This window comes from Streptomyces sp. NPDC029014 (assembly GCF_055564695.1).
In genome coordinates, this window is the sequence record NZ_JBVHVT010000004.1 from 1 (window position 1) to 18,146 (window position 18,146).

The following is an 18,146-nucleotide window of genomic DNA, read 5'->3' on the forward strand; positions in this document are numbered from 1 at the left end:
GATCCCACTCCCCCCCCCCCCCCCCCCCCCCCTTGCCACCCCATCCAACCTCCCCCCCCCCCCCCCCCCCCCCCCCCCCCCCCCCCCCCACGTCTGTCCGTGCCGCCGCCCGCAGGGGCCCGAGGGCCCCGGAACGTCTCCAGGAGTGCCCGCCATGCCCGGCTCCCGCCGTCCCACGGCCCTTCCGCAGTGCGCGGAGGGGCCTCTTGCCGTCCCCGCCCGCCCTTCCGCAGCCGAGTCACCGCCCCGGTTAACGCACCGGCCCCGGCCCGAAACCGCGGGCGACGCCCCCGCGGCCGGGCGGTGCGAACCCTCCGACGGGGACCTGATCCGCCGGCTCCGGCAGGCGTACGCGTCCGGTACGGGCGCCCCCGAGGTCTGCGAACTCCTCCACCGGCGGCACGGAGCCGCCGCTTTCGCGTGCGCGCGCCGCTGCTGCCGGGCCCCGCAGGACGCCGAGGACCTCGCCTCCGAGGCCTTCATCCGCACGCTCCAGGCCGTCCGTTCGGGAGCCGGGCCGCGCGACCACTGGCGCCCGTACCTGCTGACGGTGGTCCGCCACACCGCCATCGAGTGGCGGGCCGGGGCCGGGCGGACCGTCCTGACGCCGGACGTCGAGCCGTGGTGCCCGCCCGGGCAGGGCGGGGACGACCCGCAGCGCCGGATGCTGGAGCACGAGGACCGCAGGCTCGTCGCCCGCTCCTTCCACACGCTGCCCGAGCGGTGGAAGGCCGTGCTGTGGCACACCCTCGTCGAGGACGACTGCCCGCATCCCGTCCCCCTGCTGCTGGGGATCACCCCGAGCGCGGTGACCTCGCTGGCCTTCCGGGCCCGCGCGGGGCTGCGCGAGGCGTACCTGCGGGCGCACGTCGAGACCGCCGCCACCACGGCCGACGGTCGCTGCCGCCGCTTCGGCAGCGTGCTCGGCGCGGCCGTCCGGCGCCGCGGGACGTCGCGCGGCGGCCGGAGCCTGGCCCGCCACCTGGCGGGGTGCCGGTCCTGCTCGCGGGCGTACGCCGAACTCCTCGACCTCAATGCCGCGCTGTGCCCCGCGGCCCCGCAGGTCGCCGCCGGCCGCTGACGCACCGCGGCCCCGGTTCCCTCGCGCCGTGCGGGTGGCGAGGGAACCGGGGCCGAAGGGGGTGTCGGACCGGGCCGTGGCGGGACGCGGTGGAGGAGGCTCCGCCCCGTGCACGGCTGACGTCTGCTACAGACCGTTGACGCGGGCCATCCGGCCCACGCCCAGAGAACCGAAATCGCTCGTGGCGGCGCGCGCCTTGCGCCCCACCCGCGAGTACTGGCGCCGCACCTGGGCGATCAGGCGGCGGCTGCGCAGGGCCATCTCCAGTTCGAAACGGGTCCGGGGGTCGCGCAGCCCTGGGCCGAAGAGCTTCTCCAGTTGGCGCATGCGGTAGCGCACCGTCTGCGGGTGCACGCTCAGCGCTTTCGCGGCCTCGGGTGCTCCGCCGCCCTCCAGCCAGGCGAGCAGGGTCACTTCGAGCCGTTCGCTCTGGCGGGGTGTCAGATCGGCCAGCGGTCGCAGCCAGCGCGCGGCCAGTGCGTGGGCGAGCGGCTCGTCCTGCAGGAGCAGCAGGGTCGAGAGGTGGTCGTCGACGAAGAGGGGCCTCCCGTCGAGACCGGTGCGGTTCGGGGTGAGCGACAGCAGTCGCAGCGCCCAGCGCAGGGAGTGGGAGGTGTCGCGGGGGGCGACCGGGTGGCCCACGGCGGCGAACCGGCCGCGCAGCAGGACCTCCAGGGAGGCGCGGGCGTCCGGGTCCTCCGGGCTGGGGACCAGCAGGCAGGGCTGGCCCCCGACCATGCCGGCGAGGGCGTCGTCCAGGGCGGCCGCGAGCTGCTGGGTCTCGCCCGGCGTGACCAGGGCGATGGCGCGGATCTCGGCCGGCAGCGGCCAGTTGGCCACGCGGGCCAGCTCGGACAGGGCAATTTCGGCCATGGGCATGTCAGACGTAAGGGCGGAGAACAGTTCCCGCCGCGCCCGTTCGGAGGCGTTGCCCGTGCGGTCGGACGACACCACCGTCAGCGGGGCCGCGATCCTCCTGCGGCCCTGCTTAGGAATCCGGCCGCGGATCTCGGCCAGTACGGCCTCGTCCGGATCCGACTCCCGGCCGGGGGTCGGGTACCGGTCCTCGACCGGGTCCTCGTACTCGTCGACGCGGTCGTCCTCGTCCAGGTCCGGATGTCCGGCCGCGGCGTCGTACGCGCCCGCACCGCGGGTCGACCGGGGCCGCTGGTCGGGGGCGGCGTCGTGCTCCGCCCGCGGGCCCTGGTCCTGTGCCACCGGCTCGCGGTATCCGAGGGCGGTGAGCAGGGCCGCCTCGAACTGCGCTCTGACCACCTCGTCGTCGAGGTCATCGACCAGTGCGGCGAAGCCGGGGATCCCGTCCCTCAGCTCCTCCACCATCCCGGACGCCAGCGCGGGCAGTTCCCTGCGCAGGACCCGGGTCCATTCGCCGCGGGGGCGGGCCCAGATACGGTTCAGCAGTTCGCACATTGTTACCTCGTTCATGCCGGGGTACGGCCTGTCCCATGGGGGTGTAAACAGGCCCGTCGAGTGGCTTCCCTCCCTCGTCGGCGCCTGTGCAGACGGAGGAGTTGAGCACTCGTACGCCCTCTCAGGAGAGGGTCATCCACTTGCGGTCCCGCGACTTTGCCTCGTTTTTGCCGACGGGGAGGTGTGGTGGCGGACAAGGCGTGACTCGGCTTCCACCACACCGTTGGAACGGAATCTTCCGGGGCCGGTCGGCAGGACGATGCCACACGCACAAGAACTTGTCACGATTCGATAAATCCTGTGGAGGCGTTGCAAAGGTCCACGATGCTTCTGCACTCCGGCCCCCCGCTCCCGGCCGGCGCGGTCCTCATCTCCGGCCCGCCGCGGAGCAGTTCCGTCGACTACCCCGGGCGCCGAGTGCGAAGTGGAGAGCCTCGGGCCCGGGCGTATGGGAGAACCCGATGCCCTTGTCCCAGACCCGCGCGCCCCGCTCCCACCGGGCACGCAGTACCAGACGCCGCGCCGATGCGGCCGCGGCCGCCGGCCGGCGTGCCCTGCGCCGGCCGCTCATGCTGTCCGCGGCCGGTGGTCTGCACCCCGCGGCGCTGGCCGCCGTCGCCCTCGCCGTCCTGCTCCTCCTGGGCGTGGCCGCCCGGGCGGGCGGGCTCACCAACCTGTGGGACTTCCTCGACTTCGGAGCGGGCGTCCTCTCGCTCGTCTCCCTCACCTCGGCCGTCCTGTGGGGCCTCGCGGCCACCGACCGCCTCCTGTTCACCTCCGGCCTGCGGATCGTCGCCCAAGGGGTGCACCGCGGGCTCGCCGTCTCGGGCCTCGGCTTCCTCGCCCTGCACATCTGGATCAAGATCGCGGAGTCGCGGACCAGCGCCGTCAACGCCCTCATCCCCTTCACGGACGAGGACCAGCCGGTACTGATCGGACTCGGCAGTCTGGCCGGATACCTCTTCATCAGCGTCGCCGTCTCCGGCGCGGTCCGCAGCGCGTTCGCCACCAAAGGGCGCTCGCTGTGGTGGCGGGCCCTGCACGTCGGCGCCTATCCGGCCTGGGGCGCATCGCTGGTGCACGGCCTCCAGTCCGGCCGCGTCGCGGCAGGCTGGGTCACCGTCGCGTACGGGATGTGCCTCGTCGGCGTCGCCGGGGTGCTCCTCATCCGGCTCCGCAGGAGGCTGCGCGTCGAGCGCGACAAGCCGGCCGCCGCACAGCCGCCGACGGCGGCCCGCAGCGCCGGGCCGGAGCGGGGGCGTTCGAACGACGGGTTCCTGCGCCGGCCCGCGGAGTGGGCCGCAGAGCGCCTGACCGCCCGACTCGCCCGACAGACGGACGGCAGCCCCGGCGGCCCGACGCAGCAGCTTCCCGAGCAGCCCGCGGACCCGTACGCTGGCACCTTCGCCGACCCGGTGGCGGACCCCCTGCTCGCCTCCGCCACCGCACAGGGCGTGCCCTCGCAGCGGCCGCCGCTGCGGCCCGTACCCGCGACCCCGCCGTACGGTGCGGCCTCCACCTTCGGCAGCCGCCGGTTCGACGTCTCCACCGACCGGCCCGGCGGCCGGCCCGCGGGCGGCGCACGGAGGCGGTCGTGACGGTGACCCCGGCCCTCGGCTGCGTGGGCCAGCCCCGGGTGCTGGCAGGACTCGACGCCCTGCCGCGTCTGGACCGGGAAGACCACCTCGTCGTACACGGGCCCGTGCCCTCGTACGGACCCGAGGAACTCGTCGAACTCGCCGAGGACATCGACCTGCGCGGCCGCGGGGGAGCCGGATTCCCGTTCGCCCGCAAGCTGCGCGCCGTCATGCGCACCGCCCGCTCGCGCGACGGGCGCACCGCCCTCGTCATCAACGGCAGCGAGGGCGAGCCGAGCTGCCTCAAGGACAAGGCGATCCTGCTCAACTCCCCGCACCTGGTCATCGACGGGGCCCTGCTCGCCGCCTCGGCCATCGGCGCCGAGGACGTCGTCTTCGGCGTCACCCGGGACGACGTCGAGCGGTCCCTGCGCACCGCCATCGCCGAACGGGGGGCCGGCAGCCTGGTGCGGGTCGCCATGCTGCCCGAGCGCTTCGTCACCGGCGAGGGCACCTCCATGATCAACGGCATCGAGGGCGGGCCCACCCTCCCGTCCGGGCAGAAGGTACGGACCAGCGACCGGGGCCTCGGCGGGCTGCCGACCCTGCTGTCCAACACCGAGACCTACGCCCAACTCGCCATCGCCGCCCGGATGGGCGCCGCCGGTTACCGCACCGCCGGCCTCCCGACCGAGCCGGGCACCATGCTGCTCACGGTCGCCGGCTCGACCGTCCTCGAAGTGCCGCTCGGGACCTCACTGGCGTACGTCCTCGACCTGTGCGGCACCTCACCGGGCCAGGGCGTCCTGATCGGCGGCTACCACGGCAAGTTCCTGAGCGCCCAGGCGGCCCGCAACGTGCTGCTCTCCCGGCAGTCCCTGGCCACGGTCAAGGCCGTGCTCGGGGCCGGGGCGGTGCTGCCGCTACCGGAGGACACCTGCCCGGCGGGGGAGATCGCCCGGGTGGCCCGCTGGATGGCCGACGAAACCGCCGGCCAGTGCGGGCCGTGCTTCCGCGGACTGCCCTCGCTCGCCTCCGCCCTGGAGGACGTGGCCACCGGGGGAGGCCGCGCCGCCCTCGACGCGATCGAACTGCGCATGCAGGCGGTGCGCAAGCGCGGCGCCTGCAGTCATCCGGACGGCACGGCGAACTTCGTCGCCTCCGCGCTCGCCACCTTCCCCGACGAACTGCGCGACCACGCCCTCGGCAGCGGCTGCGGACGCCGTGTCATCGGATGCCTGGCGCTGCCTGATGACGACGAGAGCACCGAACAGCTCGTCGTGGACTGGACCCTGTGCAGGGGCCACGGCCTGTGCGTGGACCTCCTGCCGGAGGTGGTGCGCCTCGACATCGACGGCTACCCGGACAAGGCCGTCATGCCGCTCCCGGGACGGCTGCGGCCGAAGGCCGCTCGCGCGGTGCGCCGCTGCCCCGCGCTCGCGCTGCGCATCCAGGAATGAACCGGCCGCAACCCTCGGTCGGTCGCCCGGAGTTCAGGGATTAGCGGGATCTGATAAATTCCCGAGAATTTCAATTTCGAGGCCTCCCCAGGGTTTATGAATTACTCAGCAAGACAACCCCCCGGGACCAACCCGAAGGAGTGACCGTGAACAAGATGCGCCGCGTGACAACTGCCGGATCGGTGGCCGCCGTACTGTTGCTGGCGGCCGGCTGCGGCAGCGGCGGAAACGCCGCCGGCGGCGGTAATTCCGTACAGCCGGTAGGTGCCGGAAAGGCCCTGGCGGACGGGTACGGATCGGGGAACGGGACGGGCGGGTACGGGGCGAACCCCGGACAGTTGAGCGGTTCGGGCGCCGGGGCGGACGCCAAGGGCAAGGGCGGGGCGGCGGGCCAGCTCGCCGTCCGGGAGATCGCGAACGTGGGCAGTGTCGTCACCGACAGCGGCGGCAACACCCTCTACCGCTTCGACAAGGACACCCCGCAGCCCCCCAAGTCCAACTGCGACGGGGGCTGCGCCACCACCTGGCCGCCGGTCCCCGCGGACGACGCGTCGGCCTCGGCCGGCATCGAGGCGGGTCTCCTCGGTGCGGTCACCCGCTCGGACGGCACCAAGCAGCTCACCCTCGCGGGCTGGCCCGTGTACCGGTATGCCAAGGACACGAAGGCGGGTGAGGCGAACGGCGAGGGCGTCGGCGGCACGTGGCACGCATTGGCCCCGGACGGCAAGAAGGCGGTCGACAAGAAACAGAAGACGGGCGGTGATTCGGGAACGGACACGGGATCGGGATCCGGTTCGGGAATGGGATCCGGATACGGTTCGGGTTCTGGTTCTGGTTCCGGATCGGGCGACCAGTCGGCGAAGAAGGAGACGGAGCTCTCCGTGGCGGCGAACGAAAAGCTCGGCAAGATCCTGGTGGACGGCCAGTGGCGCACCCTCTACCGCTTCGACAAGGACAGTGCCTGGCCCATGAAGATCGCGTGCGTCGGGGCCTGCACGGACACCTGGAAGCCCGCCGCCCCCGTGGACAAGACGAAGGCGATCGGCGTCAAGCCCGAGCTGATCGGCACGGTGAAGCGGCCGGACGGAACCGAGCAGCTGACGATCGACTGCTGGCCCGTCTACACCTTCACCGGGGACACCGAGCCCGGCCAGACGAACGGTCACAAGAAGCAGAACCTGTGGTTCGCCGTCACCGAGAACGGCAAGAAGGCCGCCTGACGGCGCGCCGGCAGTCCCCCCTCCCCCTCCACCAGAACCCCCTGTGAGGCAGCCGTGTCCCCGACCCCCCGCCACCTCGCGGCCTGCGCCGTCCTGCCGGTGCTGCTCCTGTGCGGCGGCTGCGCCGGCGGGGGCACGGCCGCCCCACAGGGATCCGGCGCGGAGGACCGGGCGGTCGCCGGCGCCGCCGCCACCGGCGGGTCCGCGGCGCCGGACGCGAGTCCGTCGAGTCCGTCCGGGAACCCGTCCGCGAGTCCGTCCGCCCGCCCCGACTCCTTCCAGGAGATCGCCGCCGCGCTCGGCTGCACCCCCGAGGTCACCGTCGACGCCGAGGAGATCCGCGAGGGGGCGTGCGGGACGGGCCCGCAGGCGTACCGGATGGCGACCTTCACCACCGAGGAGGGCCGCAGCGCCTGGCTGGCGGAATCCCGCATGTACGGCGGGAACTACCTCGTCGGACCCCGCTGGGTCGTCACCGCCGCCACGCCCGAGGCGCTCGGCCCCCTGCACGACAAACTGGGCGGCAGCCTCGAATCGGGCGCCGCCCACGGCTCCACCCCCCACGAGGGCCACACCTCCCCGTGAGCCGCCCGGGGGCGCCCGGGCCCGGCTACGCGCTCTTGTGGTGGGAGGTCACGTGGAAGAGGCGGGGCTGGACGTCCGTCGCGATGGTGGCCGCCTGGTCCATGTGGACCCGGGCCTCCGGGTTGGCGAGCATGGCACGGTAGTGCGTCTCGCTCTCCCACTGGGCGTAGTTGATGACGCGCTCGCCGTCCTGGCTGGCGTGGAAGTTGGCGCAGACGAAGCCCGGCTGGTGCTTCATCGTCTCCTCGGTGGCGTGCGTCAGCAGGGCGATCAGCTCCTGCTGGCGCTCCGGCGCGACGGTGAAGACGTTGATCAGGGTGGCGACGGGGCGGCTGCTGTCGATGTTCGCGGTAACGGTCATGCCTTGATTGCTCCCCTTACGGACCCGGTCCAGTCGTCGAGGAGCCGCCCATCACCCGGAGGGATGGGCACGGTGACCCGCACGGCCTAAGGGTGTTGCGCGTCGCTCTCCACCCGGGAGAGGAACGACTCCAGCCCGGCCCGGTACCGCTCGGGCTCCTCGGCCATCGGCAGGTGCGCGCTCTCCTCGAAGACCATCCACTGGGCCCCGCGGATCCCCTCCACCAGGGGCTGGACGACCGCCGGGGTGATCTCGTCGTACCGGCCCGTCGTGACCAGCACCGGCAGGTCGAGCTCGCCGAGGCGCGCGGTGACGTCCCAGTCCCTGAGCGTCCCCGTGATGTTCCACTCGGCGCCGAACATGGCCCCGTACAGCTCCGCGTTGACGGCGGCGGAGGCCTGCGCCACGTGCTCCGGGAGCGGCGAGAGGCGGCACATCCACAGCCTGAAGAACGAGGCCGCGGCCTCCTGGTACTCCGCGCTGTCGGTGGTCCCGGCCGCCTCGTGCCGGGCGAGGGCCTCGCGCACCCCGGCCGGCAGCCGGTCCATCAGGCGCCGCACCTCGGAGGCGAGCAGCGGGACGCTCGCGCAGGTCCCGGCGAGGACCAGGCTCGCCAGGCCGGGCGGGCGCCGCAGCGCGTACTCGAGGGCGAGCATGCCGCCCCAGGAGTGGCCGAACAGGTGCACCCGGTCGAGGCCGATCCCCTCACGGACGGCGCCCACCTCCTCCACGAAGGTGTCCGGGGTCCACTCCGCCGGGTCGTCGAGGGGACCCGACCTCCCGCAGCCCGCCTGGTCGTAGTAGACGACGGTGCGCCCGGAGGAGGTCATGTCGTCCAGGTCCGTCAGATAGCCGTGCGGCACCCCCGGACCGCCGTGCAGCACCAGCAGCGGCGACCGCGCCCCCTCGGCGGGCCAGGGGCCGGCGATCCGGTACCAGGTGCGCCGGCCCCTGACGGACACGGTCCCTTCGCTGATCTCCACGGCACCTCCAGCCGCTCGGGGGCCCCATCCTCGGCGCAGGCCGCTCCGCGCGTCCCCGCGACGCGCCGCCGCGGACCCCGGGCTCACCCCGGGCTACCCCCGGCCCGCCTCCGATCGGCCCGCCCCCGCGTTGGCGGCCGCCCCCGACCGGGCGGTCTGCAGCCGGGCGGTCTGCGGCCGGGCCGCTCCCCGGCGCGCCGCCAGTACGACGAGCAGCGCGGCGGCGGTCCCTGCGAAGTAGGGCGAGGGCACCAGCAGGACACCGCCCAGCGCGCTCCACGCGGCGAGGCCCCAGCCGACCCAGGCGGGCACCGCCACCCCGCGCCCGGCGAGGTGCCACATCAGGCAGCCCAGCACGATCAGCGGCACGGCGAAGCTCCCCGCCCCGGCCCAGAACGCGACCTTGGTCTGCAAGGCCTCCACCGTCGGGTTGGCGCCACCGTCGGCGAGACCGAGCGGGACGGCAGCCCAGGCGCCCCGGTCCACCCACCCGGCGATGTCGTCCCGGGCGGCGTAGGTCAGCAGGGACAGGTGCCCCGTCCCCAGTCCGACCAAGATCCCGCTCGCCCAGCGGACCAGGCGCTTTCCACGGTCACCGACCTCTGTACGTTCCGGCACGGCAGGGCCCCCTCAGTTCTATACGACACCGTATAAGTGATGTGTACGGTAGCGTACAACCTGGCGTGATCAATGAGACAGGTACTGTCGGCCCCCCCGGGGCGCCCACGGTGATCCGGCCAATCCGTCCGACCGCGGACGCCCGCGCGCCCGCCGGTCCCGGGCCGTCGACGGTGGCCCGGCCACCCCGGCCGCCTCCGCGAACCCGCGGGCATGTGACGGGGGTACGGTCGCCCGCTCCGGAAATGCGGCACGCGGTGCGGGAATTCCGCCCGTACCGCCCGAAGTCCCCCTTGGCCGAATCGAACTCGCGCCGGACGGTGGCGTGTTGCCGCTGTGGCATCATGGCCGCGTCGTCTGCTCGGAGATGGGGATGAAGATACCTGGCGCAGGTTTACCGACTTCGGAGGGCAGACTGCTCAGGCGCCGGCTCAAGCAGGTCCGCCGCACGTGCGAGGCGCGGATCGCGGAGTGGGGCATCGAGCAGGGATTCGGCATCGACGAACTCCACCGGTATTTGTGCGCACGGCGCGGACGCCCGATCCATCTGATTCCCACTTCATTTCCGGACCGCCATCTCTTCGGCATCTGGCTGAAGTTGGACGAATTCGACATCGTCGCCTTCGAGAAGTCGGCGTCCCCGGCGCACAAGGAACACATCATCGCCCACGAACTCGCCCACATCGCTTTCGACCACCAGGGCCCGGTCCAGCTCGGCGGCCAGGACGACGCGGGCCGCCTGCTGTCCGACGTCGACCCGGCGGAGGTGCGCGGCCTGCTGATGCGCTCGCGCTACAGCGACGACGAGGAACAGGAGGCGGAGACCCTGGCCTCGCTGCTGCTGTCCCGCGCCAGCCAGCGCTGGGTGGAACCCGCCTGGAGCGCCCCCGCCGAGGCCGCCGACGTCGTGGCCCGCATCGAACTCGGCCTCGGCCGCACGGAGCAGCCGTGACCGCGGTCTACACCGCCCTGGCATGGATCTGCACCGCCGTCGGCCTCGCCGCCTTCGCCTACCGGCTGCCCGACCTGCGGCGCCGGCCCCGCGACACCGCCCTGTGGGCGCTGTGCGTCTACTTCCTCTGCTCCGGCGTCAGCTTCCTCGTCGACCTGGACCTGATCCGGCTGAAGATCTCCGCCTTCTTCGGCCTGCCGAACATCACCTCCCTGATCACCCAGGTCGCCGTGGTGGTCCTCACCGCCGCCCAGCAGGTCGTGCTCGTCCACTGGTCGGCGCCACCGGCCGAGGCCCGCCGCAGGAGCCGCCGCCGCGTGCTGTTCTACGCCGCGGCGCTCGCCGCACTGGTCGCGGCCTCGTTCCACGTCGGCCCGGTCGCCAAGTCCGAGACGGCCACCTCGACGATCCTGCTCAGCATCCAGGACGGCGGATACGCCCTCTACATGTCCGGCTACCTGCTGATCTGCGCCATCGGACAGTGGGAGACGGTACGGCTGTCCCTGCGCTTCACCCGCGTCGCCAACCGCCAGTGGCTCGTCGTCGGCATGCGCACGGTCACCCTCGGCGCCAGCCTCATCCTCGTCTACTGCGTCACCCGCGGCATCCAGATAGCCGGTACCCGGCTGCACTTCGACGGAGCCGCCCTCGACCCCGTGCAGTGGACCTGCGGCAGCGTCGGCGCCCTGCTCCAGGTGACCGGCTGGACCATCCCCTCCTGGGGCATCCACCTCACCCGGGCCCGCGGCTGGATCCGCAGCTACCGCGCCTACCTCCGGCTCCGCCCCCTGTGGCAGGCCCTGCACCGGGCCACCCCCGACATCGCCCTCGACCCGCCCCGCTCCTGGCCCCGCGACCTGCTGCCGCCCCGCGACCCGCACTACAGCCTCTACCGCCGCGTGGTCGAGATCCGCGACGGCCAACTGATGCTGCGGGCCTGCCTGCCCCAGGCCGAGTTCGCCCGGGCCGCCCGGGACCGCGGCCTGCCCGAGGACCCGACCACCCCCCTCGGCGAGGCCCTGCAACTGCGGGTCGCCGTGGACCGGCCGGCCGCCGCGCGCACCGCCGAGCCGCCCGACACCGCCGACATGCCGGCCCGACCCCCGTACGAGGACTTCCGCGCCGAAGTGGCCTGGCTGACCGAGGTGGCCGCCGCCTTCCGCACCCTCGGCCGCCGGACCGCCGGCGCGCCCCGCACCCGTACGCGCCCGGGCACCGCCGGCGGCAACGACGGCGGCAGCAGCACCGACAGCGGCAGCGGCCCCGGGACCGACGAGGGCACCGACACCGGCTCCGGTTCCCGGACCGTGGCCCGGTGAGCCGCGCCGCCCTCCGTGCGGTCGAGCGGCTCGTGGCCCTGGACGCCGAACACGGCGCCACGGCCGCGGTCCCCGCCGCCCGCGCCGCCGTCCGGGAGTTCCCCGAACTCACCGCCGCCCCCGGCGGCCTGGCCGCCCGGCGCCGGGACCGCGACCGGCTGGCCGCCGTCGCCGAACTGTGCGAGGTCATCGGCTGGATCCTGTTCGACGCCGGCCACTACGCGCCCGCCAGCGCCGCCAACCGGCGGGCGCTGCACCTCGCCCACCTCGCCGGGGACCACTGGACCGCCCGGCTCGTCCACCTCAACCACGCCATGCTCCAGACCCACACCGGCCGGGCCCGTGCCGCCCTCGACACCGTCTCCCGGGTGCCCGGCCGCCGCCCGCTGCCCGCCCGGGTCCACAGCCTCACCCTGATCCGCCGGGCCCACGCGACCGCCCTGCTCGGGGCCCGCCGCGAACCCCTCGACCTCATCGACCGGGCCCGCAGCCGCTTCCTCGACGGGATCTCCCGCCACGACCCGCACTGGGCCTGGTGGATCGACGAGACCGAGCTGACCGGCCACCAAGGCTGGGTCCTGGCCCGGCTGGGCGACCGGGAGCGGGCCGTCCCGCTGCTGCACCGGGCGGCGACCGCGCCCGGACCCTCTTACCGGCACCTGTTCACGGCGCAGCTGCTGGCCGCGCTGGCCGGCGCCGGCGCATGGAACGAGGCCGAGCAGCTCATCGCCGACCTCGCCCCCCGGGCCGCCGGCATCGGCTCGGCCCGCACCACCGAAACCCTCGGCAGGACGGCCGCCGCACTGTGCCGCACGGTCGGGGTCCCCCCGCGCCTGCGCGACGCGGCCGTCCACCTGCGGGCCGCACTGCCCGCCTGAGCACACCGCACCACCTCCACGCCCCCGACGCACAGATAGGAAGCCCTGCCATGCGCCACATCCGGATCCCGATGTCCGCGGCCGTCGCCGTACTCGTCTCGGCCGTCGTCTTCGCCGCCTCCGGCAGCCCGGTCTCGGACGCCGCCCCGGCCGCACGCCAGGAGGCCGTGGTGGAGAGCGGCCTCCCGTACGTGTCCACCCACCTCTACTTCGGAACGGGCCGGCACGGCGGCCAGCCGCCCATCCCCGACGAGGAGTTCTCGAAGTTCGTCTCCGACGTGATCACCCCCCGCTTCCCGGCCGGCCTGACCCTCCAGGAGGCCAGAGGCCAGTGGCGCGACAAGGACGGCGACATCAACCGCGAGAAGTCCTGGGAGCTCACCGTCCTCTACCCGGTCGGCGAATCCCGCGCCCGGGACCGCGACATCGAGTACATCCGCTCCGTCTACTGCCGCACGTACGGCCTCGAATCCGTGGGCCGCGCCGACGCCCGCGTCCACGCCGACTTCTGAGCCGCCCGCCGCGGGCAAGAGCAAGAGCCGGTCCCGGTCAGTCCTGGACGGCCTTCGCCCAGTTGCGGTTGACGGTCCGTCTCGCCTTCTCCGTCTGGGCCTCGGTCGGGAACGTCGGCGTGCCCTCGACGGTCGGCAGTTCGTCCGCTGCCGCCTTGTCGAGGGTGCCGTTCTTCTCCATGGCCTCCATGAGGACGGGGCGTGCGTAGGCACCGAGCCGTAGGTTCTGGCCCTCCGGGCTGAAGGTGTACTCCTGCCACAGCCGTGCCGCCGCGGGGTGCGGGGCGTCCTTGTTCACCGCCTGGGCGTAGTACTGGGCGAAGCTGCCGTCGAAGGGGATGGCTGTCCGCCAGTCGATGCCCTTGCTGCGGAACTCGTCGGCGTACCCGAGGTTGAGGAAGTCCCAGTCGATGCTGATCGGCGTCTCGCCCTTCTCGATCGTCGCCGGGGTGGATTCGATCGGGATGAAGTTGCCCTTCTTCTTGAGCTCGGCGAAGAAGTCGATACCGGGTTGGATGTCGTCGAACGAACCCCCGTTGGCCAGGGCCGCCGCATACACGCCGGCCAAGGCGGAGTTGGACGTCGTCGGGTCGCCGTTGAGCGCGACCTTGCCCTTGTACTCCGGCTTGAGCAGGTCGGCGAAGGTCGCGGGGCAGGTCTCGACGCGCGTGGCGTCACAGCCGATCGAGACGTAGCCGCCGTAGTTGTTGGCCCAGCGGGCCCGCGGGTCCTTCTGCTCCTTGGGGATGTCGTCGTAGACCGCGACCTCGTACGGAGCGAGCAGGCCCTGCCGAGCCGCGGGCTGTGCGAACGAGGTCCCGACGTCGATCACGTCGGGGGCCCGGCCGTCGCGCCGGTGCTCCTTCAGGACGGCGATCTCGTCCTGGCTGCTGCCCTCCGGGTTCTCCACCGTGACCTTGATGCCGTACTTCTTCTCGAAGCCGTCGATCAGTGCGCCGTAGCCTGCCCAGTCGTCCGGGAGCGCGATCGCGTTGAGCGTCCCCTCCTTCTTCGCCGCCGCCGTCAGCGCTGCCATGCCGCCGGCGTCCGCCGCGGAGGTGGCCGCCGCGGGTGTCGCGGGGGTGGCGGGGGGTTCCTCCCCGCACGCGCCGAGGGGCGCCGCCACGAGGGCCAGCCAGACGGCGACGGAGGCTTTCCGGAGGCGGGGTGCGGGCACAAAGGCTCCATAACGGTCGCGAACCGATCAAGGCCAGAGTACGTTCGGCGGCCCCGGCAGTGCAGTCCCAGCCGGTGGTGTCCGCCGCCTTCCCCGCCGCTGCCGCGCCGTCGCCGCTCTCAGAACGCCTCGTCGTCCCACCCGGCCAGGAGCGCCTCCCCGGGCACCGCCACGGGCGGTGCCGCCCCGTCCTGGAGGGCCTGCTCACTCCAAATGATCTTGCCGCGGGCGGTGTAGCGGGTGCCCCAGCGCTGGGCGAACTGCGCGACGAGGAACAGGCCGCGACCGCCCTCGTCGGTGTCCTCCGCCCGCCGCAGGTGCGGGGACGTGCTGGCCCCGTCGGAGACCTCGCAGATCAGGCCGCGGTCGTACAGCAGCCTCACCCTGATGGGCTCGCTGCCGTAGCGGATGGCGTTGGTCAACAGTTCGCTGAGGATGAGTTCCGTGGTGAACGCGATGTCCTCCAGGCCCCAGTCCTCCAGCCGGCGGGCGCAGGCGTTGCGCACCCGCGACACCGCAGCGGGGTCGGGCGGCACGTCCCACTCGGCCATCCGTGCGGGATCGGTCCGGCGGGTGCGGGCCACCAACAGCGCGACGTCGTCGACGGGCTTCGCGGGCAGCATCGCGTCGATCACCGCGGTGCAGGTCTCCTCCGGGGTGCGGGCGGGCCCGGCCAGGGCGGCGCGCAGCGCTGCCAGCCCCGCGTCCGGATCGCGGTCGCGGCTCTCGATGAGCCCGTCGGTGAACAGCGCCAGCCGGGAGCCCTCGGGCAGGGTGAGCGTGGTGGTCTCCACCGGCATGCCCGCGCCCAGGCCCAGCGGCGGGGAGACCGGCACCTCGGGGAAGGACACCGTGCCGTCGGGGAGGACCAGCGCGGGGGACGGATGACCGGCGGTCGCGGTCGTCACCTGCCCCGTGACGGGATCGTAGACGGCGCACAGGCAGGTGGCTCCGGTGATCCCCTGCCACTCCTGCTCGTCGGCGTCGATGTGGGAGACCAGCTCGTCCAGGTGGCTCAGGAGCTCGTCCGGCGGCAGGTCGAGGGTGGAGAAGTTGTACACGGCGGTGCGCAGGCGACCCATGGTGGCGGCGGCGTGCAGCCCGTGGCCGACGACGTCGCCGACCACCAGCGCCACCCGTGTCCCGGGCAGAGGGATGACGTCGAACCAGTCACCGCCCACACCGGCCTGGGCGGCCAGGTAGCGGTGCGCGACCTCGACGGCCGACTGCTCCGGTACACCGCGGGGCAGCAGACTGCGCTGAAGGGTGTCGGCCACGGTGTGCTCGCGGGTGTAGCGGCGGGCGTTGTCGACGGACAGGGCGGCCCGCGCGGTCAGCTCCTCGGCGAAGGACACGTCCTCCTCGTCGAACGGCGGGGAATCCTGCCCCCGCCAGTAGCCGGCCATCCCCAGCACGACCCCCCGGGCCCGCAGCGGCACGGCGATCATGGAGTGGATGCCGCGGTCCAGGATCCGCAGGGAATTGGCCGGGTCCTGGGTCCGCCAGCCGTGGGTGGCGTGCAGGTCCGCCTCCAGGACCGCATGGCCGCCGGCGAGCCCGGTGGCCATGGGGCTGGCGGGGACGAACCGGATCAGCTTGCCGACGGGGTAGAGCGGGTGCTCGCCCCGGAGGCCGACCGCGGCGGTGCGGCGCATCTCGGTGTTCACCTCGGGCGGCTCCTCGCCGCGCAGCACCGGGTCCAGCAGGTCCACGGTGACGACGTCGGCGAACCGCGGGACCGCCACCTCCGCCAGCTCCTCCGCCGTGCGCTCCACGTTCAGCGTCGTCCCCACCCGCACGCCCGCGTCGTAGAGCAGCTTCAGCCGCTCGCGGGCCACCTCGGCCCGGCCGGACAGCGCCCGCAGCTCGGTGGTGTCCCGCAGGGTGACGACGGTCCCGGCCGTCCCGTAGGGGGCGGTGGGCCGGATGTTCACCGCCAGGAGCCGATCGCCGGCCATGTGCACCTCGTCGGTCGCGGACCGGCCCGACGCGATCCGCTCGGCGATCCCCTCCTCCAGCCCCAGGTCCGTGACCGGGCGCCCCTCCGCGTCCGCCGGCAGGTCCAGCAGCCGGCGCGCCTCGTCGTTGGCCAGCAACAGCCGTCCGCCGTCGCCGACGATCAGCACGCCCTCGCGGACCGCGTGCAGCACCGCGTCGTGGTGCTCGTACATCCTCGTCATTTCGGCCGGCCCGAGTCCGTGGGTCCGGCGCAGCAGCCGGCGGCTCACCAGGGCGGTGCCGCCGGCGGACAGGGCGAGCACCACGGCCGCACTGCCGAGGACGACCGGCAGCTGCCTGTTCACCATGCTCTGCACGTTCTGGACCGTGACCGGGGACGAGACGACGGCGATCACGCGGCCCGACGGGTCCTTGACGGGGACCACCGAGACCACGGACTGCCCCAGGGACCCCGCGAACGTCTCGGTGAAGGACCTGCCGGCCGCCGCCCTGGAGAACGGCCCGACGACGTGCTTCCCGATCTGCTTCGGATTGCTGTGGGTGAGGGTGACCCCGTCGAGCGTGTACACGTTGATGCCGTCGACCCCGGCGATCTTCCGCGCCGCCTCGGCGCTCGGCTGCAGCACCGCGCTGGGATGGGCGCTGCGCAGGGCCGCGACGATCCCCGGAGACTCCGCGAACGCTCCGGCGGCGGCGAGCGTACGGTGCCGGGCGTCCAGCATGGCCGCGCTGCGGGCCTGCACCACGAGCGCCACCACCGCGGCGACGACGAGCAGCACCACCACGCCCAGCTGGAGGAGGAACACCTCGCCGGCCACGCTGCGCACGCTCAGGAGCGAGGACAGACGCTGCGGCCGCCCCCCTGCCCGGGGGGGCGGGGCCTGCCACCGGGGCTCCCGGCGGCGCCCCGAGCGGGGCCTTCGCGGCCCGGCGGAAACGCCCGCGTCCGAGCGGAGCAGCCAGCGCCGGAGGTCCCCCAGATAGTTGCTCATAGTCCATTTTCTAACCTCCGCGCCCGGTCGGCAGCGGGCGGCGGCGCCCCCGGGCGTCGACCACCGCCCCCGAAGCCCCGCGGACCGCGGCGTCCCCATGCTTCGCACCACGTTCACGTCCAGGGAGCACCGGCTCCGGCGGGGAGGAAATAGTGGAAAAGGGATGTTTCCCTCCTCTGCTGCGGGGTAGCCAAGGAGTAGGCCTATGAAGTGAGCGAGGGAGCTCGACAGGAGTAGCCGATTGCGGCGGAAGAGAAGAACGTCCGCCGGGACCGACAGCAGCTGTCTGGCTGAGAGGCCCGAGGGTGTGGTGACCCGAAGGCGACCCCCAGCACCTGATCCGGACAATGCCGGCGCAGGGAGCCCGCTTCGTAGGTCGTTCGCATGCGTCCTGCCGGCCGTCCGTTAGGCTCGGCCCATGCCGGACCTGGTGATCCTTCGGCACGCCAAGAGCGCCTGGCCGCAGGGCGTGCCCGACCGTGAGCGCCCCCTCGGCCCGCGCGGACTGCGCGATGCCCCCGCAGCCGGGCGGTTGCTGGCCCGGGCCGCCCTCCTGCCAGACCTCGTCCTGTGCTCCACGGCCCGGCGCACGCGCCAGACCTGGGAGCTGGCCGCCGCGGAACTCCCCGATCAGCCGCCCGTACGCTTCGCGCCGCGGTTGTACGGGGCCGACGCCGAGGACCTCCTCGACGCCGTACGGGACGCGCCGACCGAGGTCGCCCGTCTGCTCCTCGTCGGTCACAACCCGGGCCTGCAGGAGCTGGTCCTGCTCCTGGCCGGCGAAGCCCCCGCCCCGGACCTGGACCGCATCGCGACCAAGTTCCCGACCTCGGCCGTCGCCGTCCTCAGCTGCCCCGCGCCCTGGTCCGCCCTCGCCCCGGCCGCCGCGGCCCTCACGTCCTTCGCGATCCCACGCGGCTGAAAGGGACCGCTCAGAGGCCGTGCTGGTCGAGCACCGCCATCAGCTTCCGCTTGCGCTTCTGGTCGGCGCGCAGGGCGGCCAGGTACGTGGCGAACTCGTCCTCCGTGCCCGGCGCACGG

At 73.6% G+C, this 18,146-nt stretch carries 16 protein-coding genes; 10 read left to right on the top strand and 6 right to left on the bottom strand.

From position 1 onward, the window contains the following. The first annotated feature begins 154 nt into the window (after positions 1-154). A complete protein-coding gene (locus tag ACZ4VL_RS03310; RefSeq protein WP_468195185.1) occupies positions 155-1,081 on the top strand; it encodes an RNA polymerase sigma factor in 927 nt (308 codons plus the stop codon). A 126-nt stretch (positions 1,082-1,207) separates the two neighbouring features. Here the strand turns inward: ACZ4VL_RS03310 and ACZ4VL_RS03315 are convergent, their stop codons facing one another. Beyond that, positions 1,208-2,527: a PucR family transcriptional regulator gene (locus ACZ4VL_RS03315; RefSeq protein ID WP_468195188.1), complete on the bottom strand. Its 1,320-nt coding sequence runs from the start codon at positions 2,525-2,527 to the stop codon at positions 1,208-1,210. 446 nt (positions 2,528-2,973) lie between these two features. Between ACZ4VL_RS03315 and ACZ4VL_RS03320 the strand changes: the two genes are divergently transcribed. The 4 genes from ACZ4VL_RS03320 (at position 2,974) to ACZ4VL_RS03335 (ending at position 7,354) form a co-directional block, all read left to right on the top strand. After that, positions 2,974-4,110, top strand: a complete 1,137-nt coding sequence (locus tag ACZ4VL_RS03320; RefSeq protein WP_468195191.1) for a hypothetical protein — start codon at positions 2,974-2,976, stop codon at positions 4,108-4,110. Then, complete coding sequence (locus ACZ4VL_RS03325; protein WP_468195193.1) at positions 4,107-5,549, top strand: NADH-ubiquinone oxidoreductase-F iron-sulfur binding region domain-containing protein; 1,443 nt, start codon at positions 4,107-4,109, stop codon at positions 5,547-5,549. Before ACZ4VL_RS03320 ends, ACZ4VL_RS03325 begins: the two co-directional genes overlap by 4 nt. A gap of 155 nt (positions 5,550-5,704) precedes the next feature. Further along, on the top strand, positions 5,705-6,769 hold the full coding sequence (locus ACZ4VL_RS03330; RefSeq protein ID WP_468195495.1) for an SCO0930 family lipoprotein: 1,065 nt from the start codon (positions 5,705-5,707) through the stop codon (positions 6,767-6,769). Between the two features lie 54 nt (positions 6,770-6,823). Continuing rightward, entirely contained in the window at positions 6,824-7,354 is a 531-nt protein-coding gene (locus tag ACZ4VL_RS03335) for a hypothetical protein (RefSeq protein WP_468195196.1), read from the top strand. A gap of 25 nt (positions 7,355-7,379) precedes the next feature. Here the strand turns inward: ACZ4VL_RS03335 and ACZ4VL_RS03340 are convergent, their stop codons facing one another. The 3 genes from ACZ4VL_RS03340 to ACZ4VL_RS03350 form a co-directional block, all read right to left on the bottom strand. After that, positions 7,380-7,715 carry an antibiotic biosynthesis monooxygenase family protein gene (locus tag ACZ4VL_RS03340; protein ID WP_468195199.1) on the bottom strand — a complete coding sequence of 112 codons (336 nt, stop codon included), beginning with the start codon at positions 7,713-7,715 and terminating at the stop codon, positions 7,380-7,382. 86 nt (positions 7,716-7,801) lie between these two features. Continuing rightward, the gene (locus tag ACZ4VL_RS03345) at positions 7,802-8,698 is read right to left on the bottom strand and encodes a proline iminopeptidase-family hydrolase (protein ID WP_468195203.1); all 897 of its coding nucleotides are present in this window, start codon (positions 8,696-8,698) and stop codon (positions 7,802-7,804) included. Between the two features lie 93 nt (positions 8,699-8,791). Further along, positions 8,792-9,316 carry a DUF6463 family protein gene (locus ACZ4VL_RS03350; protein WP_468195205.1) on the bottom strand — a complete coding sequence of 175 codons (525 nt, stop codon included), beginning with the start codon at positions 9,314-9,316 and terminating at the stop codon, positions 8,792-8,794. 373 nt (positions 9,317-9,689) lie between these two features. Between ACZ4VL_RS03350 and ACZ4VL_RS03355 the strand changes: the two genes are divergently transcribed. Genes ACZ4VL_RS03355 through ACZ4VL_RS03370 form a run of 4 tightly spaced genes read left to right on the top strand, consistent with a single transcriptional unit; the run spans position 9,690 to position 12,977 of the window. Further along, the gene (locus ACZ4VL_RS03355) at positions 9,690-10,268 is read left to right on the top strand and encodes a toxin (RefSeq protein ID WP_468195208.1); all 579 of its coding nucleotides are present in this window, start codon (positions 9,690-9,692) and stop codon (positions 10,266-10,268) included. Next, positions 10,265-11,587, top strand: coding sequence for an MAB_1171c family putative transporter (locus tag ACZ4VL_RS03360; protein WP_468195211.1), 1,323 nt, complete (start codon positions 10,265-10,267; stop codon positions 11,585-11,587). The genes ACZ4VL_RS03355 and ACZ4VL_RS03360 overlap by 4 nt, the downstream gene beginning before the upstream one ends. Continuing rightward, positions 11,584-12,465, top strand: a complete 882-nt coding sequence (locus ACZ4VL_RS03365; protein WP_468195213.1) for a DNA-binding protein — start codon at positions 11,584-11,586, stop codon at positions 12,463-12,465. The genes ACZ4VL_RS03360 and ACZ4VL_RS03365 overlap by 4 nt, the downstream gene beginning before the upstream one ends. 50 nt (positions 12,466-12,515) lie before the next feature. Then, on the top strand, positions 12,516-12,977 hold the full coding sequence (locus tag ACZ4VL_RS03370; RefSeq protein WP_468195215.1) for a DUF3574 domain-containing protein: 462 nt from the start codon (positions 12,516-12,518) through the stop codon (positions 12,975-12,977). A gap of 37 nt (positions 12,978-13,014) precedes the next feature. Here ACZ4VL_RS03370 and ACZ4VL_RS03375 read toward each other — a convergent pair whose 3' ends face one another. Then, positions 13,015-14,154, bottom strand: coding sequence for an ABC transporter substrate-binding protein (locus ACZ4VL_RS03375; protein ID WP_468195218.1), 1,140 nt, complete (start codon positions 14,152-14,154; stop codon positions 13,015-13,017). Positions 14,155-14,273: 119 nt separating this feature from the next. After that, positions 14,274-16,940 (bottom strand): SpoIIE family protein phosphatase, encoded by a 2,667-nt coding sequence (locus ACZ4VL_RS03380; protein ID WP_468195221.1) that lies wholly within the window; start codon positions 16,938-16,940, stop codon positions 14,274-14,276. Positions 16,941-17,523: 583 nt separating this feature from the next. Between ACZ4VL_RS03380 and ACZ4VL_RS03385 the strand changes: the two genes are divergently transcribed. Continuing rightward, positions 17,524-18,027, top strand: coding sequence for a SixA phosphatase family protein (locus ACZ4VL_RS03385; RefSeq protein WP_468195224.1), 504 nt, complete (start codon positions 17,524-17,526; stop codon positions 18,025-18,027). Positions 18,028-18,146 lie beyond the last annotated feature (119 nt).

Coding starts and splice junctions, on each gene's coding strand:
- ACZ4VL_RS03310 (WP_468195185.1), top strand. CDS start 155: ATGCCCGGCTCCCGCCGTCCCACGGCCCTTCCGCAGTGCGCGGAGGGG.
- ACZ4VL_RS03315 (WP_468195188.1), bottom strand. CDS start 2,527: ATGAACGAGGTAACAATGTGCGAACTGCTGAACCGTATCTGGGCCCGC.
- ACZ4VL_RS03320 (WP_468195191.1), top strand. CDS start 2,974: ATGCCCTTGTCCCAGACCCGCGCGCCCCGCTCCCACCGGGCACGCAGT.
- ACZ4VL_RS03330 (WP_468195495.1), top strand. CDS start 5,705: ATGCGCCGCGTGACAACTGCCGGATCGGTGGCCGCCGTACTGTTGCTG.
- ACZ4VL_RS03340 (WP_468195199.1), bottom strand. CDS start 7,715: ATGACCGTTACCGCGAACATCGACAGCAGCCGCCCCGTCGCCACCCTG.
- ACZ4VL_RS03355 (WP_468195208.1), top strand. CDS start 9,690: ATGAAGATACCTGGCGCAGGTTTACCGACTTCGGAGGGCAGACTGCTC.
- ACZ4VL_RS03370 (WP_468195215.1), top strand. CDS start 12,516: ATGCGCCACATCCGGATCCCGATGTCCGCGGCCGTCGCCGTACTCGTC.
- ACZ4VL_RS03385 (WP_468195224.1), top strand. CDS start 17,524: ATGCCGGACCTGGTGATCCTTCGGCACGCCAAGAGCGCCTGGCCGCAG.